Annotated in this window: 21 protein-coding genes; 16 read left to right on the forward strand and 5 right to left on the reverse strand. The window is 71.4% G+C overall.

Features of this window, described 5'->3' with window-relative positions; genetic code table 11:
• Window positions 1-203 precede the first annotated feature (203 nt).
• On the forward strand, window positions 204-1,457 hold the full coding sequence (locus ACTRO_RS03435) for an MFS transporter (protein ID WP_051450256.1): 1,254 nt from the start codon (window positions 204-206) through the stop codon (window positions 1,455-1,457).
• A 52-nt stretch (window positions 1,458-1,509) separates the two neighbouring features.
• Here ACTRO_RS03435 and ACTRO_RS03440 read toward each other — a convergent pair whose 3' ends face one another.
• Window positions 1,510-2,202 (reverse strand): response regulator transcription factor, encoded by a 693-nt coding sequence (locus ACTRO_RS03440; RefSeq protein ID WP_051450257.1) that lies wholly within the window; start codon window positions 2,200-2,202, stop codon window positions 1,510-1,512.
• 350 nt (window positions 2,203-2,552) lie between these two features.
• On the opposite strand from ACTRO_RS03440, the gene ACTRO_RS03445 reads away from it, so the two are divergent.
• Complete coding sequence (locus ACTRO_RS03445; RefSeq protein ID WP_034261068.1) at window positions 2,553-3,584, forward strand: LLM class F420-dependent oxidoreductase; 1,032 nt, start codon at window positions 2,553-2,555, stop codon at window positions 3,582-3,584.
• Window positions 3,585-3,620: 36 nt separating this feature from the next.
• Here the strand turns inward: ACTRO_RS03445 and ACTRO_RS03450 are convergent, their stop codons facing one another.
• Window positions 3,621-4,421 carry an IclR family transcriptional regulator gene (locus tag ACTRO_RS03450; RefSeq protein ID WP_034261070.1) on the reverse strand — a complete coding sequence of 267 codons (801 nt, stop codon included), beginning with the start codon at window positions 4,419-4,421 and terminating at the stop codon, window positions 3,621-3,623.
• On the opposite strand from ACTRO_RS03450, the gene ACTRO_RS46765 reads away from it, so the two are divergent.
• The 9 genes from ACTRO_RS46765 (at window position 4,420) to ACTRO_RS03490 (ending at window position 12,365) form a co-directional block, all read left to right on the forward strand.
• Window positions 4,420-4,704 carry a putative leader peptide gene (locus ACTRO_RS46765; RefSeq protein WP_157435717.1) on the forward strand — a complete coding sequence of 95 codons (285 nt, stop codon included), beginning with the start codon at window positions 4,420-4,422 and terminating at the stop codon, window positions 4,702-4,704. The genes ACTRO_RS03450 and ACTRO_RS46765 overlap by 2 nt on opposite strands.
• Window positions 4,705-4,897: 193 nt before the next feature.
• Window positions 4,898-5,938: an ABC transporter substrate-binding protein gene (locus tag ACTRO_RS03455; protein ID WP_051450258.1), complete on the forward strand. Its 1,041-nt coding sequence runs from the start codon at window positions 4,898-4,900 to the stop codon at window positions 5,936-5,938.
• Window positions 5,935-6,954: an NrtA/SsuA/CpmA family ABC transporter substrate-binding protein gene (locus tag ACTRO_RS03460; RefSeq protein WP_034261072.1), complete on the forward strand. Its 1,020-nt coding sequence runs from the start codon at window positions 5,935-5,937 to the stop codon at window positions 6,952-6,954. The genes ACTRO_RS03455 and ACTRO_RS03460 overlap by 4 nt, the downstream gene beginning before the upstream one ends.
• Complete coding sequence (locus tag ACTRO_RS03465) at window positions 6,954-7,790, forward strand: ABC transporter permease (protein WP_051450259.1); 837 nt, start codon at window positions 6,954-6,956, stop codon at window positions 7,788-7,790. Before ACTRO_RS03460 ends, ACTRO_RS03465 begins: the two co-directional genes overlap by 1 nt.
• Window positions 7,787-8,503, forward strand: coding sequence for an ABC transporter ATP-binding protein (locus tag ACTRO_RS03470; RefSeq protein WP_034261076.1), 717 nt, complete (start codon window positions 7,787-7,789; stop codon window positions 8,501-8,503). The genes ACTRO_RS03465 and ACTRO_RS03470 overlap by 4 nt, the downstream gene beginning before the upstream one ends.
• A complete protein-coding gene (locus tag ACTRO_RS03475) occupies window positions 8,500-9,702 on the forward strand; it encodes a M20 metallopeptidase family protein (protein ID WP_034261078.1) in 1,203 nt (400 codons plus the stop codon). Before ACTRO_RS03470 ends, ACTRO_RS03475 begins: the two co-directional genes overlap by 4 nt.
• Entirely contained in the window at window positions 9,699-10,343 is a 645-nt protein-coding gene (locus ACTRO_RS03480; protein ID WP_034261080.1) for an LLM class flavin-dependent oxidoreductase, read from the forward strand. The genes ACTRO_RS03475 and ACTRO_RS03480 overlap by 4 nt, the downstream gene beginning before the upstream one ends.
• Window positions 10,333-11,454, forward strand: a complete 1,122-nt coding sequence (locus ACTRO_RS03485; RefSeq protein WP_034261082.1) for an LLM class flavin-dependent oxidoreductase — start codon at window positions 10,333-10,335, stop codon at window positions 11,452-11,454. The genes ACTRO_RS03480 and ACTRO_RS03485 overlap by 11 nt, the downstream gene beginning before the upstream one ends.
• Entirely contained in the window at window positions 11,451-12,365 is a 915-nt protein-coding gene (locus ACTRO_RS03490; RefSeq protein WP_034261084.1) for an ABC transporter substrate-binding protein, read from the forward strand. Before ACTRO_RS03485 ends, ACTRO_RS03490 begins: the two co-directional genes overlap by 4 nt.
• Before the next feature lie 62 nt (window positions 12,366-12,427).
• Here ACTRO_RS03490 and ACTRO_RS03495 read toward each other — a convergent pair whose 3' ends face one another.
• A complete protein-coding gene (locus ACTRO_RS03495; protein WP_034261087.1) occupies window positions 12,428-13,120 on the reverse strand; it encodes a VOC family protein in 693 nt (230 codons plus the stop codon).
• A 375-nt stretch (window positions 13,121-13,495) separates the two neighbouring features.
• Here ACTRO_RS03495 and ACTRO_RS03500 point away from each other — a divergent pair, with 375 nt between their 5' ends.
• The 5 genes from ACTRO_RS03500 to ACTRO_RS03520 are packed head-to-tail and all read left to right on the forward strand — an operon-like array spanning window position 13,496 to window position 18,417.
• The gene (locus tag ACTRO_RS03500; RefSeq protein WP_034261089.1) at window positions 13,496-14,392 is read left to right on the forward strand and encodes a TauD/TfdA dioxygenase family protein; all 897 of its coding nucleotides are present in this window, start codon (window positions 13,496-13,498) and stop codon (window positions 14,390-14,392) included.
• Complete coding sequence (locus ACTRO_RS03505) at window positions 14,389-15,279, forward strand: ABC transporter permease (protein ID WP_034261091.1); 891 nt, start codon at window positions 14,389-14,391, stop codon at window positions 15,277-15,279. Before ACTRO_RS03500 ends, ACTRO_RS03505 begins: the two co-directional genes overlap by 4 nt.
• Complete coding sequence (locus ACTRO_RS03510; RefSeq protein WP_034261093.1) at window positions 15,276-16,043, forward strand: ABC transporter ATP-binding protein; 768 nt, start codon at window positions 15,276-15,278, stop codon at window positions 16,041-16,043. The genes ACTRO_RS03505 and ACTRO_RS03510 overlap by 4 nt, the downstream gene beginning before the upstream one ends.
• Window positions 16,040-17,095, forward strand: a complete 1,056-nt coding sequence (locus tag ACTRO_RS03515) for an aliphatic sulfonate ABC transporter substrate-binding protein (RefSeq protein ID WP_034261095.1) — start codon at window positions 16,040-16,042, stop codon at window positions 17,093-17,095. Before ACTRO_RS03510 ends, ACTRO_RS03515 begins: the two co-directional genes overlap by 4 nt.
• Entirely contained in the window at window positions 17,092-18,417 is a 1,326-nt protein-coding gene (locus ACTRO_RS03520; protein ID WP_034261098.1) for an LLM class flavin-dependent oxidoreductase, read from the forward strand. The genes ACTRO_RS03515 and ACTRO_RS03520 overlap by 4 nt, the downstream gene beginning before the upstream one ends.
• Before the next feature lie 102 nt (window positions 18,418-18,519).
• Here the strand turns inward: ACTRO_RS03520 and ACTRO_RS03525 are convergent, their stop codons facing one another.
• Both ACTRO_RS03525 and ACTRO_RS03530 read right to left on the reverse strand, forming a co-directional pair.
• On the reverse strand, window positions 18,520-19,548 hold the full coding sequence (locus tag ACTRO_RS03525) for an aldo/keto reductase (RefSeq protein ID WP_034261100.1): 1,029 nt from the start codon (window positions 19,546-19,548) through the stop codon (window positions 18,520-18,522).
• The gene (locus tag ACTRO_RS03530) at window positions 19,545-23,396 is read right to left on the reverse strand and encodes an ABC transporter transmembrane domain-containing protein (RefSeq protein WP_034272914.1); all 3,852 of its coding nucleotides are present in this window, start codon (window positions 23,394-23,396) and stop codon (window positions 19,545-19,547) included. The genes ACTRO_RS03525 and ACTRO_RS03530 overlap by 4 nt, the downstream gene beginning before the upstream one ends.
• Window positions 23,397-23,399 lie beyond the last annotated feature (3 nt).

The following is a 23,399-nucleotide window of genomic DNA, read 5'->3' on the forward strand; positions in this document are numbered from 1 at the left end:
ACCCGGCTCTTCCCGGCGACGCGGCGGACACGCCGGTGTCGCAAAGCCGCGATCCGGCCGTGGGCGCCGGCGTGTCCGCCGCGTCGCCGGGGGTAGTCGAAGGTTCTAATGTTTGATAGTTTTTGAACTATTGAAGCTTGCCGCCGGGCGCGGCGCCGCCCGCTTCGTCCCGCGCCCCCGACGTCTAAGGAATCGTCCATCCGATGAGCGCACCCGTACCCGCCGCACCCGCGAACCCGGCGACCGGCCGGCTGATCGCCGTCCTGGCCGCCGCGGCCGGCCTGGTCGGCCTCGACTCCCTGGTGGTCTCGCCGCTGATCCCGCAGATCACCGCCCACACCCACACCGCGCTGGGGCTCGGCGGCTTCCTGGTCACCGTGTACGCGGCCGTATACGCCGTCTTCGGCCCCTTGTTCGGCCCGGTCTCCGACCGCTGGGGCCGGAAGAAGACCCTGCTGACCGGCCTGGTCGTCTTCCTCGTCGGCACGGCGCTGACCGGCACCGGCTCGAGCTTCGCGGCGCTGCTCGGCTTTCGGGCCGTGGCCGGGCTCGGCGCGGCGATCCTGATGCCGAGCGTGTTCGCACTCGTATCCGACTCGGTGCCGCCGCAGCGGCGCGGCGCGGCCATCGGCCTGGTCGTCGGAACGCTGATGGGCACGTCCGTGATCGGCGTGCCGCTCGGCGCGTTCGCCGCGAACGGGCTCTCCTGGCGGGTGCCGTTCTTCGCCATCGCCGCGCTCGCGCTGATCGAGCTCGCGGTGGTGCGCCTGGCCGTGCCGAGCGCGCCGCCGACCCGGCAGATCCCGGTCGGTCCGTTCACGGCCTTCCGCGGCCAGTTCAAGGCGGCCTTCGCCGAGCGCTCGGTCGCCTTCGTGCTCTTCTCCAGCCTGCTGTGGTGGGCCGGCAACCAGGGTCTGTTCGCCAACACCGGCGTCTTCTACGGCGGGATCTACCGGCTCTCGACCGCCGAGATCGGCTGGATCGTGCTGCTGACCGGCGCTGCCGGATTCGCCGGGAACACCCTCGGCGGCCGGCTGGCCGATCGTCTGGGCAAGCGGCCGGTGATCGCCACGGCCGCGGGCGGCGCGGCCGTGACCATGGTGGTCTTCTCCTCGCTCACCGGGACGCTGGCCGCGGCGATCGCGGTCCAGGTGCTGTGGAGCCTGTTCTTCGGACTCGGCCAGGCCTCGCTCACGACCTTGGTCAGCGAGCTGAGTCCGAAGGCCCGCGGCACCGCGCTCTCGCTCAACGGATCCGCGCAGTACAGCGGCATGATGCTGGGCACCGCGATCGCCGCGCTGATCCTCGACCACGGCGGCCGCTTCGTGTGGATCGGCTCGGTCAGCGCCCTGTTCTGCGCACTGATCTTCCCGATCGTGCTGTGGCTGGTGCGCGAGCGCCGCGAGGAACCGGCGGCGGCCGCGCCGGCCCCGCAGCCCGAGCCCTCGGCGCCGTGAGCCCGGGCCGCCCGATCGCCGCCGCCCGCGGCGGCGATCGGGCGGGCCGGTGTCAACCGGGCAGCGGTACGCCGCTGTCCCGGGCGTAGACGATCGCCTGCGAGCGGTTTCGCAGCCCGAGTTTCCCCAGGAGGTTCGAGACGTGGAACTTCACCGTCTTCTCGCTCAGGAACAGCGTCTTGGCGATCTCCTGGTTGGACAGACCGGAGGCGATCAGGCCGAGGGTCTCCTGCTCGCGCGGAGTAAGCGAGGACAGGCCGGCTCCGTAGGCCGCGGCCGGTATCCGGCGCAGCATCAGGTCCACCAGCACGGCGGCCAGCGGGGGCGCGATCAGGGCGTGCCCGCTGGCCACCGCGACGACGGCCTGGGCTATCTCGCCGAGCGAGCCGTCCCCGAGCACCAGCGCCCGGGCGCCGACGCGCAGATACTCGAGCACCCGCTCGCCGAGTTCGAGCTCGGTGAGCACGACCACGGCGATCCGCCCGCCGCTGCGTTCCGCCAGGCGCCGCACCAGCTCGATGCCGTCGCTCTCGCATCCCTCGTCGTCCACCACGACGACCTGCGGGGCCTGTTCGCGCAGCAGGCGCTCGAGCTGCATCGGGGTCTCCGCGTCTCCCACCACGGTCACGCCGGCGGTCTCGTTCAGCGCCGCCCGCAGTCCGGCGCGGGTGAGCGGCCGGCTCGCGCAGACGACCACGGTGACATCCCGGCCGCCGTCCCCCCGTATCGGGCGCAGCACGTCCATCGCCTTCTCCCTCGTTCGACCCATAAAGGTATTGCTTCGAAAGCTCGCTTGTTCGTGAAATATCAAACTATGAGAGGCCCGCGAAGCTCCCGCCGCTCCGGCGGCAGCGCGGTTCTCGTCAGGGAACTCGGTCGGGCTACGCGGACCGCGACGGCCGCAGCGGTGCGCGGCGACAGCGCGCGGCTGTGCCGGTCGCACATCTGACCGAGAGGAATTCCACCACGGGACCACGCTAGACGGCGCCGTACGCACGGGTCAACGCGCCGCCCGTTCGTCTCAGTACCCGAACCGTTAACTTCTGGTAACCCGTCGTGCCGCGCACGACCGGGCCCGGTACGAAGGAGCACGTCATGCCCAACACCTCCACGCCGCCCGTACGCTACGGCCTGACCGTGCCGCTGCGCGGTGTCCCGCTCTCCCAGCACGGCGACCTGTACGCGCAGATGTCAGACCTCGGTTACACGGACGCGTGGACGGGTGAGGCCGCGGGCTACGACGGTTTCACCCCGCTGGCCCTGGCCGCCGCGCAGGCGCCGCGGTTGCGGTTGGGCACGGCCGTGCTCCCGGTGCACACCCGCGGTCCCGCGTTGCTCGCGATGACCGCGGCGAGCCTGGCCGAAGCCGCTCCGGGCCGGTTCGTCCTCGGTCTCGGCTCCTCCGGGCCGCCGTTCGTCTCGCGGATCAACGGGATCCCCTTCACCGAGCCCTACAAGCGGGTGCGCGACACGGTGCGCTTCGTCCGCGCCGCCCTCGCCGGCGAATACGTCAGCGGCCACTTCGATTCCTTCGACATCGAGGGGTTCGCACTGCCGAATCCGCCGGACCGACCCGTGCCGATCATCCTCGGCGCCCTGCGCCCCGGGATGATCAGGCTCGCCGCGCGTGAGACGGACGGGCTCGCCGCCAACTTCCTCACGCCGGGGGATCTCGGCGAGGTGGTGCGGATCCTGTGGGACGAAGCCGCGGCGGGGCCGCGCCCCGGGCCGAAGGAGGTCTTCGTCCGGCTGTTCGTCTGCCCGACCCGCGACGCCGAGTACGCCCGCCGCCTGGGCCGGGGGATGCTCGCCGGAATCCTCAATGCCCGTACGTACTCGGCATTTCACGACTGGCTCGGGCGCGGCGAGGAGCTCGCGGCCTGCCATCGGCACTGGGCCGCGGGGAACGCGGCCGCCGCGGCCGCGGCGATCCCCGAGGCGCTCGTCGACGCGCTGCTCATCCACGGCGATCCCGACCACTGTCGGGAACAGGTCCGGCGCTACGTGGATCAGGGTGCGGGGACGGTGGCGCTCGCGCTGCTGCCGGCGCCGGAGTACGGCCCCGGCGCGGCGGGCGTCTCGGCCATGATCAAGGCCCTGGCACCCGGCTCCTTGTTCGGGCGGTGACCTCGAGGCCGCCCGAGCGCGCGGGCGGCAGTGGGCTCACGGCAGGACGATCGCGGGCCGCGGGCCGGTGCGGCGCTCGGTCGGGGCGAGCAACAGGACTTCGAGTGCCGAGGCGCACGCCGCGGCCTGTTCCGCGAACCAGGCCAGCCGCTCGCTGGCCATCGCCTCGGGGGAGGAGCGTAGCGCGAGCGCGAACCTGGCCCGGCCGTGCGCGTCGAGCACGGGCACCGCGACGGTGCGCACGCCCGAGGCCGATTCGCCCTCGTTCAAGGCGAATCCGGCCGCACGGACGCGGCTGAGTTCGTCGCGCAGATCCTGCGGATCCGTGATGGTGCGGTGGGTCAGCGGCGGCATGGGCAGCGTTTCGAGATCGGCCTCGCCGCCGCCCCAGGCCAGCAGCACCTTGCCGAGCGCGGTCGAGTGCACCGGGCGGCGCAGCCCGCGGGTGCCGTCCCGGTCCAGCGAGCCGCCGGCCAGGATCACGGCGTGCTCGCCCACCCGCACGGCGAGGTCCGCGGTCGCGCCGGTGCGGTTCGCCAGATCCGCCAGCTCGGGCTCGGCCCGGTGCAGGCCCCGGCGGTGGAATGCCAGCCGGCCGAGTTCGGCGGTGGTGGGGCCGAGCCGGTAGCGCGCGGTGTGCGCGTCCTGCTCCAGGAATCCGGACGAGGTCAGGACCTTGAGAAGCCGGTGCGCGGTGGAGAGGGCGAGGCCGGTGCGCCGGGCCAGGTCGGAGGCGCCCAGGTCCTGGGGGCTCTCGGTGAAGCACTGCAGCAGCGCCAGGGTCCGGTGGACCGCCTGGGAACCCTCGCGGGTTGCTGGAGCGACGTCGTGAGGCATGAGCGCAGTCTTCCACATGGTGGAAGGCGTTGACCATCAGAGCGCGGTGATGGGCGTATCAGATCCCACATTGTGGAGCACGCTTGCTTTCCCGTCCGGCTTTCCCGGACACTGGGCGCGACGGGGCGCCCGATCGGGCCCGCCCCTGCCGACGAAGGAGAGGGGAAGCGCGATGGCCGCCCGCCGTACGCCGACCGCTCCGCTCGGCGCCGCCCGCCCGGTGCTGACCGCGCGGCGCCACGTCGACCTGGCGCGCGTGTCGAGCGCCATCTGTCTGGGCTGATCGCCCCCGGCCGGTCTCCGCTGCGGAGAACCGCCGTCTTCTGATCGCATCTGCGCGTCCACGGTGCGCTGTGTGCCGCCCGCCCGTGCCGCCTGTGCCGCCCTTTCCCATCGCCGCGCTACTGCGGCGCCATCCGCCACGCCGTGCCGGCCCCCGCCCGGCCGAGCGGGCCCGCGCCCCGAGGGGTTTCGCCTTGCCTGCATCTGTTTCTCATGATTTTGATACTCTTTGGTATACTCGCTGTCCGGTTCCGACCGCGACCGGTATCGCCGCCGACCAGGGCTGGCTGGCCGCGGAGTTCGCCCCCGACGGGCTCACCATCCGCTCCCTGCAGGACGAAGGCGCCGACGTGCCCCGGGACCGCCACTTCAGCCATGCCCTCACCAGCCTCTTCCGCGAGGGGGGCAACGTGCCCGCGCTCTGGGCGCGGGCCCAGGGCGAGCCCACTCGGCTGATCGGCCTGACCTGGATCGAGGAACGGCAGGCGATCCTGGTGCGCGCCGACGAGCGCGACCGGCTGGCCGAGCCCGCCGATCTCAAGGGTCTGCGGGTGGCGGTCCCGCGCCGCGCCATCGCGATCGACTTCTGGCGCGCCATGGCCCTGGCCGGCTTCCACGGCGCGCTGGCCGCGGCCGGGTTGGCACCCGACGCCGTCACCCCGGTCGAGGTGGTCGCGGAGCCCTCGGCCGGGCAGTGGCTTGCAGAACTCGAGGCCCTGCGGGACGGACGGGTGGACGCGGTCTACGTCAAGGGCGCGCTCGCGGTCGAGGCGGCGTCCGCGCACGGCGCCGTCGTCGCTCTCGACCTCGACGCCTACGCGGACCGCCGCGTGCGGGTGAACAACGGTACGCCGCGTCCGGTCACCGTTCACCAGGAGCTGCTCGAGCGCCATCCGGAACTGGTCGTGCGGTTCCTCAGGGTTCTGACCGAAGCGGCGGACTGGGCGGCCGGCCACCCCGCCGAGTACGCGCGCATCCTGGCCGCCGAGACCGGAGCCGGCGCGGACGGGGTGGCCCAGGCCTACCGTGGCGCGGGGCACGCCGGCCTGCACCTGGAACTGACGGCCGATCGGCTCGATCTGCTCGCCCGGCAGGAGCGCTTCCTGCACGAACAGGGCTTCCTGCCGCGGCCGGTGGACGTCGCCGCCTGGGCCGCGTCCGAACCGCTGGCGGCGGCCCGAGAGCTCGCCGCCGCCTCCCGACCCCCCGCCTCAGCCATCGAAGGAGAATCATGAGAACCCTGATCAACCGCGCGCTTCTGGCCGCCGGAGCTGCCGTTCTGACGCTGTCGGCCGCCGGTTGCGCCTCCACGCAGAGCACGGATACCGCCTCGGCTTCCGGAAATTCCGGAAAGATCGTCATCCGCATACCCGACCCGGGCAACTCCGGTTCGCTGGCTCTGGGCAAGAAGGACGGCAGCTTGGCCGCAGCGCTGGCGAAGGTCGGCGCGACGGTGCAGTGGACGGGCAGCGCGGGCGCGTTCGCGCCGGCCGCGCAGGAGCTCGACGCCAATGAACTGGACGTGGCCGAGGGCTCGATCACCTCCGCCATCGCCGCCCTCGCGCAGAAGCCGGGCTTCGACCTGTTCGCCGCGGTCGCGCCGGACAAGGTGGGGGAGGGCATCCTGGTCAAGGACGGCTCCGGCATCGACTCCGTCGCCGACCTGGCCGGGAAGAAGGTCGTGGTCTGGCACGGCGGCACCAGCGAGTACCTGCTGCTCAAGGCGCTGGCGGAGAACGGCGTGCCGGCGTCCTCGGTGCAGCGGGTCTACCTCGAGCCCAACCAGAGCGCCGCGGTGCTGCACTCCGGCCAGGTCGACGCCTGGGCCACCTGGGCGCAGTTCTCGATCGCGGAGCGTGCGAGCGCGGGTGAGCACTTCCTCGTCACCGGCGGCCAGGTCGGCTCGCAGAACTACGCGGTCTGGGCCGTGCGCACCGCCTTCGAGAAGGCGCACCCGGCCGTGGTCAAGGCCCTGTACGACTACCTGCACGCCGAGGATCTCAAGCAGGAGCAGGACCCTGACTCCTTCATCAACGTCTTCCACACCTCCGGGCCCGACGCGGTCTCCGGCACCGCCCTGCAGCTGACCGCGCAGGACTACCAGGCCGGCGGTCCCACCTCGCCGATCACCAGCAGTGACATCTCCGACTTCGAAGACGTCGCGCAGTTCTTCGCCCAGCAGAAGGTGACCTCGGGCGTGGTCGACTTCAAGCCCTACCTGCTGGACGTGACGACCCTGGCGGGGTCCTGATGGCCCTCGCTACGGCGGCGGCGCCTCCGGAACTGGTCACGCCGCAGGTCCGGATCCCGCGGCCGCGCTCGCGCGGCCGGGCGATCGCCTTGCGTGCGCTCGGTCCGCTCGCGATCCTCGCGGCCTGGTGGATCGCGTGCGCTACCGGCGTGCTGACCTCGGACCTGCTCGCCTCGCCGCCGGCCGTGTTCAGCGCCGCGCTCGACCTGTGGCGCAGCGGCCAGCTCTCGCAGGCCCTGGGGGTCTCGCTGCTGCGGGCCGGGACCGGCCTGGCCATCGGCGTGCTCGCCGGGCTGGTGCTCGGCGTGGTCGCCGGCTTCTCCCGGGCCGGCGACGACCTGGTGGACTCGGCGATGCAGACGCTCCGGGCGTTGCCGTTCCTGTCCCTGGTCCCACTGTTCATGGTCTGGTTCGGCATCGGGGAGGCGGCCCGCATCATCCTGATCGCGGTCGCCACCACATTCCCGATGTACGTCTCCACCTCGGGCGCGGTCCGCAACGCCGACCGCAAACTGGTGGAGGCGGCCCGCACCTTCGGCCTCGGCCGGTTCGCCACGGTGCGTCAGATCGTGCTGCCGGGCGCTCTGCCCGCACTGCTCTCGGGGCTGCGACTGTCCACCACCCTCAGCGTCATCGCCCTGATCGCGGCGGAGGAGATCAACTCCACGTCCGGGCTCGGCTACCTGATGTCCGAGGCGCAGGACTTCTCCCGCACCGACATCCTCACCGTCTGCATCCTGATCTACGGCCTGATCGGCCTGACCGCGGACATCCTCATCAGAGGCCTGGAACGGCTGCTGATGCCCTGGCGCACGGCGGGAGGCGGCGCCCGATGAACACGGCGATCGCACTGTCCGGCATCCGCCGCGGCTTCGGCGGCCGCACCGTGCTCGACGGAATCGACCTTGAGGTGCCGCGCGGCGAGTTCGTGGCGCTGCTCGGGGCGAGCGGCTCCGGCAAGACCACGCTGTTGCGCATCCTCGGTGGCCTGGACCGTCCGGACGCGGGCGAAGTGCTGGTGCCGCGCAGACGCACGGTCGTCTTCCAGGAGCCGCGGCTGATCCCGTCGCGGCGGGTGCTGTCCAACGTCACGATCGGACTGCCGCGGGGCGAGGCCACCCGGGACGTCGCGCGCGCGGCGCTGGCCGAGGTCGGGCTCTCCGCGCACGACCGGGCCTGGCCGGCGACCTTGTCCGGGGGAGAGGCGCAACGGGTCGCACTCGCCCGCGCCCTGGTCCGCGATCCGGAGCTGCTGCTGCTCGACGAGCCCTTCGCCGCGCTCGACGCGCTCACCCGGCTGAAGATGCAGGACCTGGTCGCCGATCTGTGCGCACGTCACACCCCGGCCGTGCTGCTGGTGACGCACGACGTGGACGAGGCGATCCGGCTGGCCGACCGCGTGCTGGTCCTGCGCGACGGCAAGCTGATCACCGACGAGAGGGTCGAGATCGAACGGCCCAGGGACGAGGCGGACCCGGCTTTCCCGGCGCTGCGTCGGCGCCTGCTCGCGCAGCTCGGCGTCGAGCAACGGGATCGGGAGGCGGTATGAGCCTGCTCGAAGACGCCGCCGAGTTGCAGGAGGACCTGGTCCGTCTGCGCCGTCACCTGCATGCGGAACCCGAGGTCGGCCTCGATCTGCCGCGCACCCAGGAGAAGGTGCTGCGCGCCTTGGAGTCGGTGCCCCTCGAGGTGAGCACCGGGAGCGCCCTGACCTCGGTCGTCGGCGTGATCCGCGGCACGGCTGCCACGGAAGGCGCAGAGCGTCGCACGGTCCTGCTCCGCGCCGACATGGACGCGCTGCCGTTGCCGGAGAAGACAGGGCTCGGTTTCGCCTCCCGCTTCCCCGGCGCGGCACACGCATGCGGCCACGATCTACACACGGCGATGCTCGTCGGCGCCGCACAGCTGCTCGCGGACCGCCGCGAGCAGCTGGCCGGAGACGTGATCCTGATGTTCCAGCCCGGCGAGGAAGGGCACGACGGCGCACGGCTGATGCTGGAGGAAGGCCTGCTCGACGCCGCCGGCCGGCGCCCGGACGCCGCGTTCGCGCTGCATGTCGGCGCCGCTTCGCCTGTCGGCGGGTTCGGCGCCCGCCCCGGCGTGGCCCTGGCCGCCTCGGGCACCGCCGAAGTGGTCTTCCGCGGCAGCGGCGGCCACGGTGCGTGGCCGCATGCCGCGCGTGATCCGATCCCGGCCCTGTGCGCCGCGGTCGGGGCACTGCAGACCATGGTCACCCGCCGGTTCGACGCGCTTGAGCCGGTGTTGGTCTCCGTCGGCCAGATCTCGGCCGGGTCCGCGCCCAATATCGTGCCGGACACGGCCAGACTCACCGCGACCCTCCGGGCCCTGGGCACCGACGCGCGGGACCGGCTCGCTCAGGAGATCGAGCGCGTCTGCCACGGTATCGCCCACGCGCACGGCGTCGAGGCCGAAGTCGTGGTGCGGGACGGATATCCGATCACCGTGAACGACGAGGCAGAGGTCGAATTCGCCGGCTCGGTCATCGCCGAGCTCTTCGGCCCGGACCGGTTCGTCCGGCAGCGCCGCCCCGCGCTGGTCGCCGACGACATCGGCCGGGTGCTGGCGCGGGTGCCGGGCGTCATGGTCTCGCTCGGCGCCTGCCCGGCCGGCCTCGATCCCGAGCGCGCCGCTCCCAACCACGCCCCGACGGCCGTGTTCGACGACGGCGTCCTGGCCGCCGGCGCCGCGACGCTGGCCGAGTTCGCCCTGAGGAGGACCTCGAGATGACCCGGATCCACATCGTTCTTCCGCCTTATCGGCAGCCCCGGCCGCCGGTCGCGCTGCCGGACTTCGTCACGGACATCAGGCCACCGGACCCCGGCCCGTGGCCCGCGCTGGCCCGGGCCGCCGACCTGGCCGGGCTGGCCGGCGTGATCGTGCCCTTCGACCCGCAGGGCCCTGAGTCGCTGGTCACCGCGGCCGGGCTGCTGCGGACCACCCGGCACGTCGAGGTGAGCGCCGGGCTGCGGCCGTGGATCGCCACGCCGCAGTACACGGCGAAGCTCTCCGCCTCGCTCCAGCGCTTCTCCGGCGGCCGCCTGGGCTGGTACTTCGAGGACGGGAACGCCGAGACCGAACAGTTCGTCACGACCGCCGAGGAGTTCTGGCAGCGCCCGGACGGCCTGCCCGAGGTCCTGTCCGAACACGCCTTTCCCCTCGTCCTGTTCGCCGACTCGGCCTCCTGCATCCGGCTGGACCTACGCGCCCTGAGCCTGGAGGCCAAGGTCACCGCGATCGAGGCACACGCGCAGGCAGGCGTGTCCGACTTCTTCCTCGACGTCGGCGACGATCCGGGCGAGGTCTACCGCCTCGGCGAATACGTCCTGCCGCTGCTCTCGTTCGAAAGGGAACCCAACTATGTCGGTTGACATCTACTGGCGCATCGCGATGGAGGGCGACCAGAAGTCGCTGTACGAGCCGGGGAGCAGCCGCGGCGGATTCGCGCCGCACCTGTCCGGGGGAGTGGCGCCGGGCCTGAACCGGGCCGCGGCCGGCGGCGACGGCTTCACCCATGCCGACTACATGGCCGAGGTCGTCCGCGCCAGCGAGGAGTCCGGCTTCGTCGGCGGATTGCTGCCCTCGTTCCCGCACACCGATGACCCATGGGCCGCCGCGGCCACCCTCGCCGCCGAGTCGCGCACCTACCGGTTCATGGTCGCGTTCCAGCCCGGCTTCCTTCATCCCGTCCAGGCCGCGCGGATGTCCGCGACGCTGCAGCGGGCCACCGGCGGCCGGCTCGTGTACAACATCATCTCCGGCGGCGGCGGACCGCAGCAGTTGTGGTGGGGCGACACCATCGGACACGACGACCGGTACGCGCGCACCTCGGAGTTCCTCGACGTGCTCAAGGGCGTCTGGGACGGCGGCGACTTCAGCTACGACGGCCGATTCTACCAGGTGAAGGACGGCGGCCTGCCGCCAGCGCTGACCGGCCAGCCGTTCCCGGAAATCTACTTCTCCGGCTCGTCACCGGCCGCAATCGAGGCAGCCGGCCGCCACGCCGATTACTACTTGTCCTGGCTCGAGCCTTTCGACGCGCTGTCCGAGAAGTTCGCCGCAGTCCGCGCGCGCAGCCCGAAGCCGCCGAAGTTCGCCGTACGCATCGACATCCTCGCCCGCGAGACCGAGCAAGAGGCATGGGACATCCTCGACCGCGGCTGGGCCGGCCTGCCCGAGCGACGCCCGGAGCGCGAAGGCGGCGACTCGGTCGGCGCCCGGCGCAGCCGCGACTTCGCCGCCGGCGCCGCCGACTCACCGCGTGCCCTCGAGATCGCCCCGAACGTCTGGGGCGGCTTCGACCGGCTCCGTCCCGGACCGGCGTTCGGCCTGGTGGGGGACTACGGCCAGGTCGCAGACCGGCTCAACGAGCTGATCGGGCTCGGTGTGGACGCGTTCATCCTGGCCGGAGTCCCGCATCTGGAAGAGGCCCGCCGCGTGGGCCGCCACGTCCTGCCCCTGTTGAAAGGAATCTCCTCATGACCACCCGCGTCGGCTATTTCCCGCAGAACAACTCGCTCTGGGTGCTGCGCCACCTCGGCCTGCTCGAGCAGAAACTCCCTGACGTCGAGTGGGTGGATCTGCGCAGCCTCGGTCGCGGCCCCCGTGTCGATCCCACGCGCGCACTGCCCTCGGCGCACGGCGACCACCTGTTCGACGGCGGCTACGACTTCATCGGCACCGGATCCACGCCGCCGGTGACCGCGCAGGCCAAGGGCCACGACATCGTCTACGTCGGCATCTCGGGCCCGCGGGTGGAGAACGGCCGTCTGGTCGTGCACGCGGACTCCGGCATCGAGGACCCGAGCGGCCTCAAGGGCAAGCGCGTCGCGCTCGGCCATGGCTCCTGGCAGACCACGCTGTTGCTGCTCGCACTAGAGAAGGCGGGACTGGGCTGGGGTGACATCACGCCGGTCGACGTGTACGACGACGCAGCCGAGCGCTTCCTGGCCCGGGAAGTGGACGCGTGGGTCGGCTCCTACCCGTATCTGACGAAGGTCGAGCAGCAGGCTGAGCTCCGTGAGCTGATTCCGACCGAGGGTCTGTTCACGCACCGGTCGCTGTGGTTTACCAGCGCCGAGTTCGCCGAGAACAAGCGGGCCGAACTGACCGCGATCGTCTCCGCGCTCCAAGAGGCGGACGCCTGGACAGCGGCTAACCCGGCTGAAGCCGCCGAGTTCTTCGCCGCCGACGACGGCCGGCCCGCCGCGGAGTGGGAGCACGCACTGCGCACCCGTCCCTGGGGCCTGCTCCCGGTCGACGACGCGTTCGTGGCCGAGCAGCAGCACGCCGCGGACCTGTTCCAGGCCAACGGACTGATCGAGCGGGAAATCTCGGTCGCGGACGCGGTCCGGCCGGACATCAATGAGCTGGTTCGGGCTTCGGCGCGGTAACCCTGAGGCGGACGGCTGCCAGCGGCCGTCCGCCTCGCTTCGTCGTTCACGGCCGCAGGCGGTCAGCCGTCCCGCCCCTGCCACGTGGTGATGCAGATCTCGTTGCCCTCGGCGTCGGCGAGCACCCGGAACGCGGGCGCCCGCTCGGCGGACACGAGCCGGCCTCCGGCGGCGAGCGCGGCTTCGATCCGCCGGTCGGCCTCGTCGTGGGGGACGCAGAGGTCGAAGTGGATGCGGTTGCGCTGCGGGCGCGGCTCGTCCATCTGCTGGAACCAGATCGCAGGGCCCTGGCCGACGGGGTCGACGAGCGGATCGCACGGACCGTCGGCGCCGGGCTCATCGGCGTAGCCGAGCGCAGCCCGCCAGAACGGGCGGATCGCGGCGATGTCGAGCGCGTCGATGGCGATCTCCAGCAACTGCACCGAGTGAGGCGCCCCGGTGCCGATCTCGGGCCCGCTCGTCAGGCCGAGTTCGTGCACGGCGGCCGAGATCCGGCGCGCGAGTTCGGCGTCTCGGTCCGTGATGGCGGCGTGTTCGAGCGACTGGAGGGTGAGCACTGCGCGGTCGGGGCGCAGGTCGATCCGCAAGTGCCCGTCGGCGTCGGCACCGCACGCTGCGACGGCGGCCTGGGCGACGTCCACGGCCTGCGTCGAGGAGGCGACGGGGACCGAGGTGCGCAGTGCGCCGAGCAGGAAGCGCCATCCGTGTTCGGCAACCGCATCCGAGGCCGCCTGGCGGCTCAAAACAACGTCCATGCCGGTATTCTCTCATCCTCCGACGACATTGGGGCGAGTTCCTGGGATTCTCCGCGTCCACCATGCGAGAGCGGACGGTGTATTGATTGACCGTGCTTCGCGATTCTGGTGGAATGAGACCCATGACACCGCGACTGGAGCTCACCAGGCGGCGCCACATCGATCTGGCGCACGTTTCCAGCGCGTTTTGTTGTCGTTGACCCGGCAAGCCCCGGTCCTCTTGTTACGCCGACGTTTCCGCACGTCCACGTCCGTCTGATCAGACGCACGCAGGGCCTCCGGCTGCCGTCGCGTCCCCCTTTCCTTCGCCACCGCGCCTGGTAACCATACGCGCCGCAGTGCTCTGATTCATTGCTTTCATGACGGGATACCCCCATGCCATTTTCTGTGCGCAAAATCACCGGCCGAATAGGCGCGGTCGTGGACGGCGTCGATTTCAACGCCGCACCAGACCCCCTGATCATCGCAGGCCTGCGCGAGGCCCTGAACACGCACAAAGCGCTCGTCTTCGACGGCGTCGACCTCGATGACGACGACCAAGAGCGCGTGCTCGGCTGGTTCGGCGATCTGACCACCGCCCACCCGAACCTGCCCGCCGCCGACGGCAGGACAAACGTGCTCGCGGTCGACAGCGAGTCCTCGAAGTCGAACGAGTGGCACACCGACGTCACCTTCGTCGTCGGTCCGCCGCAGATCACCTCGCTCCGGAGCCTCGTTACCACGCCCTACGGTGGCGAAACGCTGATCGCAAACTCCGCGGCGGCCTACCGTGACCTGCCTGAACCCTTGCGCGCGTTCGCGGATTCGCTGCGCGCCGTCCACACCAACCAGTACGACTACATACGCCCCGCCGCGACGAGCGAGGCACGCCGGGATCATGACCGCGCCTTCCTGGCGACGTCCTACGAGACGGAACATCCCGTCGTCCGCGTGCATCCGCTCACCGGCGAGCGCGGTCTGTTCATCGGCGGGTTCGTCAAGCGAATCGTCGGGCTCTCGGCCACCGAGTCGGCCGAGCTCCTGCGCATCTTCCAGTCGTACGTGACGCGTCCCGAGAACGTGCTGCGCTGGGCCTGGTCACCCCGTCAGCTGCTGCTGTTCGACAATCGCATCACCCAGCACTACGCGATCGACAACTACGACGACCACCCGCGCCTGCTGCACCGGGTCACGGTGGCCGGCGAAGTACCCGTCGGGGTCGACGGCCGCCGGAGCGAACAACTGGTCGGTGACGCGTCGCACTTCACCCGCGTGGCGGAGCTTGTCGCATGAGCGAAGTCGTCACTATCTCGGCGCCCGCCTTCGAATCCGACGGCGGGACGCCTGAGGCGCAGCGGCGCGAAGTGTTCGTTCCACGCGACGCCGAACATCAGACACGCCTCGGCCAGCTGCGCAGGCATCTGCGATGGCCGCTCGGGATCTACACGACGCCGGTCTTCGTGCTCGTCCTGTGGCAGGTCCTGTCAGATCTCGGAGTGCTGGCGCAGACCTACGCGCCGTCCCCGACCTCCATCGTCCGGTCCGGGTTCGACCTCTGGCAGCAGGGCGTGCTCGGCCCCGATCTGGCCGTCTCGTTGCGCCGGGCGGGCCTCGGCCTGGCGATCGGGCTGACGATCGGCGTCACCTGCGGTGTGCTCGGCGGCCTGCTGCGCAGCGGCGAGTACGTCTTCAACGGGCTCGTCCAGGTCCTCAACACGATCCCGCTGCTCGCCGTGCTGCCGCTGATGATCGTCTGGTTCGGGATCGGCGAGGTCACCAAGGTGCTGCTCGTCTCCTTCGGCGCGGGCGTCCCGATGTACCTCAACCTCTTCGCGGCGATCCGCGGCGTCGATCAAGGGCTGATCGAGATGGCCCGCACCACCGGCGCCGGCCGCTGGCGCCTGGTGACGCGCGTGCTGGTGCCCGGATCGCTGCCCGGCTTCCTGGTCGGACTCCGGTTCTCCCTCGCCTACAGCATCCTCGGCCTCGTCGCGGCCGAGACGGTCAACGCCGACTCGGGCATCGGCTTCCTCATCACGCAGGCGCAGACCTACCTGCAGACCGACCAGGTCTTCGTCGGGCTCGCGGTCTACTCGGTCCTGGGCCTGCTCGCCGACCAGTTCGTCCGGATACTCGAGCGGGTGCTGCTGCGCTGGCGCCCGGGATATGAGGTGACATGAGCAGCGCCGTGGCGACCCGGCCCCGCCAGCACGCGGGGGTCGTGGTCGAGAAGGTCGTCCGGCGCTTCGGCGACCGGACCGTGCTCGACGGTCTCGACCTGTCGATCGCGGATCAGGAACTCGTCGTGCTGCTCGGGCCCTCCGGCTGCGGCAAGAGCACGCTGCTGCGCCTGCTGGCCGGACTGGACCGGCCCGACGCCGGCCTGGTGGAAGTGCCGGTCAAGCGCGCGATCGTGTTCCAGGCGCACCGGCTGCTGCCGTGGCAGCGGGTCGTGCGCAACGTCTCGCTCGGTCTGTGCGGCCCGGACGCCGAGCAGCGTGCGCGCGACGCGCTGGCGGAAGTCGGTCTCTCCGGCCGCGAGGACGCGTGGCCGAAGCAGCTCTCCGGCGGCGAGGCGCAACGCGTCTCGCTCGCCCGCGCCCTGGTGTCAGAGCCCGAACTCGTGCTGCTCGACGAGCCCTTCGCCGCCCTCGACGCCATCACGCGGCTGCGCATGCACGACCTCGTCCACGCTCTGCGCCGCAAGCACCGCGCGGCGATGCTGCTCGTCACCCACGACGTCGACGAGGCTATCGCTCTGGCCGATCGCGTCGTCGTGATGAGTGACGGCCGCCTCGGCGAAGCCCACCACGTCGTGCTCTCCGCCGCCGAACGCGAAGCGAGCGTGGCCCGCGAGGAACTGCGCGCCGCGCTCCTGGCCGACCTCGGCCTCGCCACCGATTCCGATCGCCCGACCCCACCGAAAGGCACCGATAACTCATGACGCTGAGAAACCCGCGGCTCCGCGCAGCCGTCGCCCTGCTGATACTGACCGCCGCCACGCTCACGGGCTGCGCGTCCAAATCCTCCACCTCGACCGGACCGCTGAGCGAGGCGGCCGACGCCGTGGGGAACAACCATCCGGAGTGGAAGGGCTTCACCTTCACCATCGGCGACAACGGCGGTGACGGCAGCCAGGCCCTGGCGCAGATGACGGGCGTGTTCGCCAACGCGCCGTACAAGGTGAAGTTCGCCCGGTTCACCTATGGGCCGCCGCTCGTGCAGGCGGCCGCGTCGGGCGACATCGATCTCGGCGCCGTCGGGGACGTGCCGCCGATCACGGGCGCGGCCAAGGAATACGGGTTCAAGATCGTCGCGGTCGAGCGGTCTCTGACGCCGACCCAGGCGGCGGAGAACATCATCGTCCCGAAGGGCTCCCCGATTCAGACCCTCGCCCAGCTCAAGGGCAAGAAGATCGCCGTCCCGCAGGGCAGTTCGGCGCACGGACTCGTGCTCAACGCGCTCAAGAGCGTGGGCCTGACCCCGAAGGACGTGCAACTCGACTTCCTCTCCCCGGCCGCCGGGGCCACCGCGTTCGCCTCCGGCAAGGTCGACGCCTGGGCGATCTGGAACCCGCAGTCGGCCATCGCCATCGCCGCCGGCGCGCGCGTCCTGGCCAAGGGCCTGCCGCCGATCGACCAGACCAGCAGCTACTTCATCGCCAACGACGCGTCGCTGAACAACCCGACCAAGCGGGCCGCGCTCATCGACGTGCTCGAGCGGCTCTCGCGAGAGTTCGCCTGGGCAGTGAAGAACCCCGACAAGTACGCGCAGGCGCTCGTACAGGAAGAGGGCATCACCCTCGCCGATGCCAAGACCGCCGTCGCCGCGTTCGAATCCCGGGTCACACCGATCGAGCCCGCGGACATCACCCTCGAGCAGAACCTGAGCGACGCCTTCCTGCAGGCGGATCAGATCACGACGAAGGTGGACATCCCGCAGATCGTGGACAACATCCTGCCCGCCGGCTTCGACAGCTCGAAGGAGACCTCATGAGTAACCAGCCGAAGCAGCTTCACCTCAATGCCTTCCTGATGGAGGCGGGCCATCATGAGGCGTCCTGGCGTCTGCCGGAGAGCAACCCGCGGGCGGACTTCGACCTGGACCACTGGATCCGGCTCGCCCGGCTCGCCGAGAGCGCCAAGTTCGACTCCCTCTTCCTTGCCGACGGCCCGGCCCTCTTGGGCACGGGCGAGTTCCGCCCGCCGGGCCAGCTCGAGCCGTTGACGCTGCTGACCGCGCTCTCCCAGGCGACCAGCAGGATCGGGCTGATCGCCACGGTCTCCTCGACCTATAACGAGCCGTACAACCTCGCGCGCCGGCTCGCGTCGGTCGACCACGTCAGCGGCGGGCGGGCCGGGTGGAACATCGTTACCTCGGCCGGCGCGGACGAGGCGGCGAACTTCGGCCTGGAGACGCGCCCGGACCACGCACAGCGCTACGCCCGCGCCGACGAGTTCCTGCGCATCGCCAAGGCGCTGTGGGATAGCTGGGAGACAGGGGCCGTCGTCGCGGACAAGAGTGCCGGACGTTACGCCGACCCGGCCCGGATCCACCGCCTCGACCACCGCGGCGAGTACTTCTCGGTCGCCGGCCCGCTCAACGTCGAGCGCCCGCCCCAGGGCCATCCGCTGCTGGTCCAAGCCGGATCCTCGGAGGACGGGAAGGACTTCGCGGCCCGGCACGCCGAGGCGATCTTCACGGCCCATCAGACGTACGAGCGCGCGGCGGCCTTCTACGCCGACATCAAGGCGCGCGCGAAGGCGGCCGGGCGTGACACGGAAAAGGTGATCGTCCTGCCGGGGATCGTGCCCTACATCGGCGGGACCGAGGCGGAAGCACGTGCCCTGGCTCGGCGGTTCGACGAACTGCGCGTCCCGGCGTACGGGTTGAGGCAGCTGGCGGCGGTGTTCGAGACCGAGCCGGACGTGTTCGAGCTCGACGAGCCGCTGCCCGCGTCGATCCTTGCGCGCCCGAAACTCGAGGGCTCGCAGAGCCGTTCCGACCTGATTCTGGAGCTCGCGGTGCGGGAGAACCTGACCGTCCGCCAGATCATCTCGCGCCTCGGCGGCGGCCGCGGCCACTTCGAGTTCGTCGGCACGCCGGAGCAGGTGGCCGACGCCATCACCGTCTGGTTCGCGGGCGGTGCGGCGGACGGGTTCAACATCATGGCCCCGGCGCTGCCCTCGGGCCTCGAGGCCTTCATCGAGCACGTGCTGCCGATCCTGCGTAGCAAGGGCCTGTTCCGAGAGGAGTACGAGGGCAGGACGCTGCGGGAGCACTACGGGCTCGTGGTGCCGCCGAACAGCTTCCGCTGACAAGACCAGACGCCCGTCGGCTCAGCCGGGCGTCCCCGTCGCCTGCCAGGCACCACGTGCCTGGCAGGCGAAAGCCGCGCGCTGGGCCTCTGCCGACCGGTCTCAGGCGCGGCGCCGGCGGGTGGGATCGGTGACCGACGGCGGGTGGTATCCGGCGTCTCGCGAGGACAGGGTGACTCCGGGAGGCACGATCTTGTCGATCTCGTCGAGCACGTCGGGGGCCAGCCGCAGGGACGCCGCGCCGAGTTGCCCTTCGAGCTGCTCGAAGGTGCGGGGCCCGACGATCGGCGCCGTGACGGCCGGGTGTTCGAGCACGAACGCCAGCGCCAGGTGCACCAGTGACAAACCCGCTTCCTCGGCGAGGACGGCGAGCGCCTCGACCGCCCGGAGCTTCTCGGCGTTGTCGGGGTTGTCGATCTCGAAGCGGCCCTGCTGGGCGCTGCGGCTGGACGAGGGCTGCGCCGCGCCCGCCCGGAACTTCCCGGTCAGCCAGCCTCCGGCCAGCGGGCTCCACGGGATTACCGCGAGCCCGTACTTCTGCGCGATCGGCAGCACTTCGCGCTCGATGCCGCGGGCGAGGAGCGAATACGGGGGCTGCTCGGCGACCACCCGCTCCCGGTCGCGCTGCTGCGCCACCCACTGGGCCTCGACGATCGCGGACGGCTCGAACGTCGATGTGCCGATGTAGCGGATCTTGCCCTGGTGGACGAGGTCCGAGAGCGCGCCGAGCGTTTCGTCGATGTTGGTGTCCTCCTCCGGCCGGTGCACCTGGTACAGGTCGATGTGGTCGGTCTGCAGGCGGCTGAGCGAGTCCTCGACCGCACGCAGGATCCACCGGCGCGAGTTGCCGAAGCGGTTGGCGTCCTCGCCCATCCGGCCGTGGAACTTCGTGGCCAGGAAGACCTCGTCGCGTCGGCCGCGCAAGGCCTTGCCGACAATCGTCTCCGACTCGCCCTGGCTGTAGACGTCTGCCGTGTCGAGGAGGTTGATCCCGGCGTCGAGCGCCCGGTGGATGATGCGGATGCTCTCCTCGTGGTCCGGGTTGCCCCGTGCACCGAACATCATCGTGCCCAGCGCGAGCGCACTGACTTTGACGCCGGTGCGGCCGAACGGGCGGAGCGGGATGGTCATCGGGTCTCTCCTCGGGTCTGCGACAACAGGTCGATGTCGGCATGGGGGCCGGCGCTCTGGAACGCCTGCCACAATCGGGCGTAGTGGCCGTCCGCGCGGAGCAGTTCGGCGTGCGAGCCGACTTCGAGCACCCGGCCGTGGCCGAGCACTACGATCCGGTCGGCGGCCATGGCGGTGGTGAGCCGGTGGGCCACCACGATGGTGGTGCGCCGGCGGGTCAGGGCCGCGGTGGCCTGCGTGACCCGCCGCTCGGTGGCGAGGTCCAGCGAGGCCGTGGCCTCGTCGAGCAGGAGGATGTCCGGATCGACCAGTTCGGCGCGGGCCAGGGCCAGCAGCTGCCGTTGGCCGGCCGAGAGCGTGCGGCCTCGTTCTCCGACATCGGTGAGATACCCGTGGCGCAGTCCGGCGACCATCTCGTGCGCACCGACCGCACGCGCGGCCGCCTCCACCTCGGTGTCGGTGGCATCGGGCCTGCCGTAGGCGATCGCGTCCCGCACGGTGCCGCCGGAGATATGGGACTCCTGCGGCACGATGCCCAGCCGGTGCCGGAACCATCCGAGGTCGAAGTCCCGCAGGTCGATGCCGTCGATGCGTACCGTGCCCCGGGTGGGGTCGTAGAATCGGGCGACCAGCTTGACGATGGTCGACTTGCCGGCGCCCGTGGTGCCGACCAGGGCGACCGTCTCGCCCGCCCCGATGCGCAAGCGGACACTGTGGAGCACCTCGCTCGCCTCGGCGCCGCCCGCGGCGGTGCGATAGCCGAAGCCGACGTCCTCGAACTCGATCACGCCGCCCAACTCGGCTACCCGCGTGGAATTCGGCGAGGTGGGCGTCCCCGAGGGCGTGCGCATGAGCGACCGCAGCCGACCCAGGCCGACGACCGCCTGCTGGTAGCCGTCGAAGACCTGGGAGAGCTGTTGGATCGGGGAGAAGAACAGGTCGACGTAGAGCAGGAACGCGATCAGCGTCCCGGCCGAGAGCACTCCGGAGCGCACTTGGTGCTCGCCCACGTAGAGCACCGCCGCGCCGGCCGCGACGCTGAGGAACTCCACGAAGGGGAAGAACGTCGCCATCAGCCGCTGTGCGTACAGGCGCGAGTCGCGGAATGCCCAAGCCCGCGCGGCGAACGCCCGATGGTTGTGCGCCTCGCGCCCGAATGCCTGCGTGACCCGGATCAGGGTCACGTTCTCCTGCAGGTCGGCGTTGACCGCGCTCACCTTCTCGCGGGCGTCGAGGTAGGCGGGCACCGATCGCCGCCGGAAGAGCGCGGTCGCGAGGGCCAGCACCGGCAGCGCGGCCACGAGAACCAGCGCCAGCCCGGTGTCGATGGCCAGCAGCGCGATGAGCACGCCGAACACGGTCAGCACGCTGACGACGAACGTCGCCAGACCGGTCTGCAGGAAGTTCGAGAGCGAGTCGACGTCCGTCGTCATCCGGGTCATGATCCGGCCGGCCTGTTCGCGCTCGTAATAGTCGAGGCCGAGCCGCTGCAGCTGCGCGAAGGTCTTGACCCGCAGCGTGTAGAGCAGCCGCTCGCCGGTCCGGCCGGTGACGCGGACCTGGCAGATCCCGCAGATCCAGTCGGCGACGACGATCCCGGTCGCGGCCAGCGAGACCAGCAGCAGCGCGTGCACGGAGCCTCGCGCGATACCGGAGTCCACGCCGTGCCGCACCAGGACCGGCACCGCGATCTCGGCGGCCGCGTCGAGCGCGACGAGGAACAGGCCGAGCAGCAACGCGCCGCGGAACGGCCGCACCAGCGACGCCAGCCCGAAGTGCGGATCGGCGGCGCGGGCCCGGTCCGTGCTGATGTGAGGGTCCTGATCGACGAGCGGCACCTCGGCCAGGCGCTCGAGCATCTCGGGCGTCGGCGGCGCCGACCCGAGGACACCGCCGCCGAGCGCGCCCCGAGCGCCCCCGCCGTGTCCGGCCGCGCGCGCCGCGAAGGCGTGCGCGACCCGCAGACCGACCGCCTCCCCGGACTCCGCCTCGCCGGGCGGCCGCTGCCAGAGCTCCTCGGTGATCCCGCCCGGCCGGTACGGGCCCGCCGCCTCGAGGGCGTCGATGTCGAGCTCGCCGGGCAACGGCTCTCCCGACAGCAGCGCCCGGTAGACCGGACAGCGCTGCTCGAGTTCGGCCGCCGTCCCGATGTCGAGGACCCGGCCGCCGTCGAGCACCGCGATCCGGTCGGCCAGTTCCAGCGTCGAGGCCCGGTGCGCGATGATCAGCGTGGTGCGTTTCCGGGTGACTCCGTGCAGGCCGGCGTGGATCTCCTGCTCCACCCGGGCATCGATCGCCGAGGTGGCGTCGTCGAGGATCAATACCGCCGGATCACGCAGGATCGCGCGGGCCAGGGCGATCCGCTGCCGCTGGCCGCCGGACAGCGTCAGGCCCTGTTCGCCGACGACGGTCTCGTAGCCGTCCGGGAGCGTGTCGATGAACTCGTCGGCGCGCGCTGTCCGCGCCGCAGCGCGGACCCGCTCGATCGGGGCATCCGGTTCGGCGAACGCGATGTTCGCGCGGACGGTGCCGGAGATCAGGCGGCTGTCTTCGAAGACGAACCCGAGGCGGGCGCGCAACGAGGCCAGGCGCAGGTCGCGCACGTCGAACCCGCCCACGCGCACGGAGCCCGCCCGCGGGTCGTAGAAGCGGGGGATGAGGTGCGCCGCCGTCGACTTGCCGGATCCGGCCGCGCCGACGAGCGCGATGGTCTCGCCAGCCTCGACGCGCAGCGAGAAGCCGTTCAGCAGCGGCGTCTCGCCGTCGTCGCCGTGGCCGTAGACGACGCCGTCCCACTCCAGGGCGAGCGGGGCGTCCGGGAGGTCCACGGCGTCGGGACGGTCGGCGATGCCGGGGGCGACGTCGACGATGTCGAGCACCCGTTCGACGCCCGCGCGCGCCTGCTGCCACACCGTCAGCAGCGTGGCCGCCTGGCGGACCGGGTTGACGAAGGAACTGAGATAGGTCGTGAACGCCAGGAAGGTGCCCAGCGTGATCTCGCCGCGCAGCGCGAGCCACCCGCCGAGCGCCAGCACGGCGACCTGCCCCAGCGGGGGCACGGCCTGGAGCGCCGGGTTGTAACGGCTGGTAAGCCGCGCCACCCGTACCCGGGAGGAGAACAGGCGGCGCGCACGCGCCTCGAGCTCGCGGATCTCGCGCTCCTCCTGACCGAAGCCCTTGACCACGCGCACGCCGGTGACGGCCTCCTCGACGCCGGTGGCGACCTCGGCGGCCTCCTGCTGCGCGTGCCAAGTGGCCGGGAACAGGTCGACGCGGCTGTGCCGCGCGATCAGGTAGAGCGCGGGTGCCACCACCAGTGCCACCAGCGTCAGGATCGGTGAGAGCACCGCCATCAAGACCAGGGAGACGAAGAACATCAGGAAGTTGCCGGTCATGTTCGGCAGCATCTGCAGCAGCTGCTGGATGAGCGTGACGTCCGAGATCGACCGGCTCACCACCTGTCCGGTGCGCAGTTCGTCCTGGTAGCCGCCGCCTAGTCGCAGCAGGGAGGCGAGCGCGTCGTTGCGCAGGTCGTACTGCACGCCGAGCGAGAGCCGCCCGGAGCAGTAGCGGCGCAGGAAGCTCGCGGCGAACCGCACTGCGCCCAGCCCTGCCAGGAGCAGCAGCCACGGCGCCATCCGCAGCGAACGGTCGCCGACACCGTCGACGATGTGACGGAGCACCAGGGGCAACACCGAGGTGGCCACGGCCGCCACCAGCGCCGAGCCGTACGCCGTGACGACATCGGCGCGGTGCCTGAGACAGTAGCCGCCGAGCCGACGCAGCCAGCCTCCATCCGGCCGCCGGGCGACACCGTCCCCGAGGGTGCTCTGGTCGGAACCGATCACGGT

It is taken from the genome of Actinospica robiniae DSM 44927 (assembly GCF_000504285.1).
GTDB classification, from domain to species: Bacteria; Actinomycetota; Actinomycetes; order Streptomycetales; family Catenulisporaceae; genus Actinospica; species Actinospica robiniae.

Excerpts from the sequence above, each read along its gene's own strand:
- ACTRO_RS03435 (WP_051450256.1), top strand. The coding sequence starts at position 204 with ATGAGCGCACCCGTACCCGCCGCACCCGCGAACCCGGCGACCGGCCGG.
- ACTRO_RS03515 (WP_034261095.1), top strand. The coding sequence starts at position 16,040 with ATGACGCTGAGAAACCCGCGGCTCCGCGCAGCCGTCGCCCTGCTGATA.
- ACTRO_RS03465 (WP_051450259.1), top strand. The coding sequence starts at position 6,954 with ATGGCCCTCGCTACGGCGGCGGCGCCTCCGGAACTGGTCACGCCGCAG.
- ACTRO_RS03520 (WP_034261098.1), top strand. The coding sequence starts at position 17,092 with ATGAGTAACCAGCCGAAGCAGCTTCACCTCAATGCCTTCCTGATGGAG.
- ACTRO_RS03445 (WP_034261068.1), top strand. The coding sequence starts at position 2,553 with ATGCCCAACACCTCCACGCCGCCCGTACGCTACGGCCTGACCGTGCCG.
- ACTRO_RS03475 (WP_034261078.1), top strand. The coding sequence starts at position 8,500 with ATGAGCCTGCTCGAAGACGCCGCCGAGTTGCAGGAGGACCTGGTCCGT.
- ACTRO_RS03490 (WP_034261084.1), top strand. The coding sequence starts at position 11,451 with ATGACCACCCGCGTCGGCTATTTCCCGCAGAACAACTCGCTCTGGGTG.
- ACTRO_RS03495 (WP_034261087.1), bottom strand. The coding sequence starts at position 13,120 with ATGGACGTTGTTTTGAGCCGCCAGGCGGCCTCGGATGCGGTTGCCGAA.
- ACTRO_RS03450 (WP_034261070.1), bottom strand. The coding sequence starts at position 4,421 with ATGCCTCACGACGTCGCTCCAGCAACCCGCGAGGGTTCCCAGGCGGTC.
- ACTRO_RS03510 (WP_034261093.1), top strand. The coding sequence starts at position 15,276 with ATGAGCAGCGCCGTGGCGACCCGGCCCCGCCAGCACGCGGGGGTCGTG.
- ACTRO_RS03480 (WP_034261080.1), top strand. The coding sequence starts at position 9,699 with ATGACCCGGATCCACATCGTTCTTCCGCCTTATCGGCAGCCCCGGCCG.
- ACTRO_RS03525 (WP_034261100.1), bottom strand. The coding sequence starts at position 19,548 with ATGACCATCCCGCTCCGCCCGTTCGGCCGCACCGGCGTCAAAGTCAGT.
- ACTRO_RS03505 (WP_034261091.1), top strand. The coding sequence starts at position 14,389 with ATGAGCGAAGTCGTCACTATCTCGGCGCCCGCCTTCGAATCCGACGGC.
- ACTRO_RS46765 (WP_157435717.1), top strand. The coding sequence starts at position 4,420 with ATGAGCGCAGTCTTCCACATGGTGGAAGGCGTTGACCATCAGAGCGCG.
- ACTRO_RS03500 (WP_034261089.1), top strand. The coding sequence starts at position 13,496 with ATGCCATTTTCTGTGCGCAAAATCACCGGCCGAATAGGCGCGGTCGTG.
- ACTRO_RS03470 (WP_034261076.1), top strand. The coding sequence starts at position 7,787 with ATGAACACGGCGATCGCACTGTCCGGCATCCGCCGCGGCTTCGGCGGC.
- ACTRO_RS03460 (WP_034261072.1), top strand. The coding sequence starts at position 5,935 with ATGAGAACCCTGATCAACCGCGCGCTTCTGGCCGCCGGAGCTGCCGTT.
- ACTRO_RS03440 (WP_051450257.1), bottom strand. The coding sequence starts at position 2,202 with ATGGACGTGCTGCGCCCGATACGGGGGGACGGCGGCCGGGATGTCACC.
- ACTRO_RS03485 (WP_034261082.1), top strand. The coding sequence starts at position 10,333 with ATGTCGGTTGACATCTACTGGCGCATCGCGATGGAGGGCGACCAGAAG.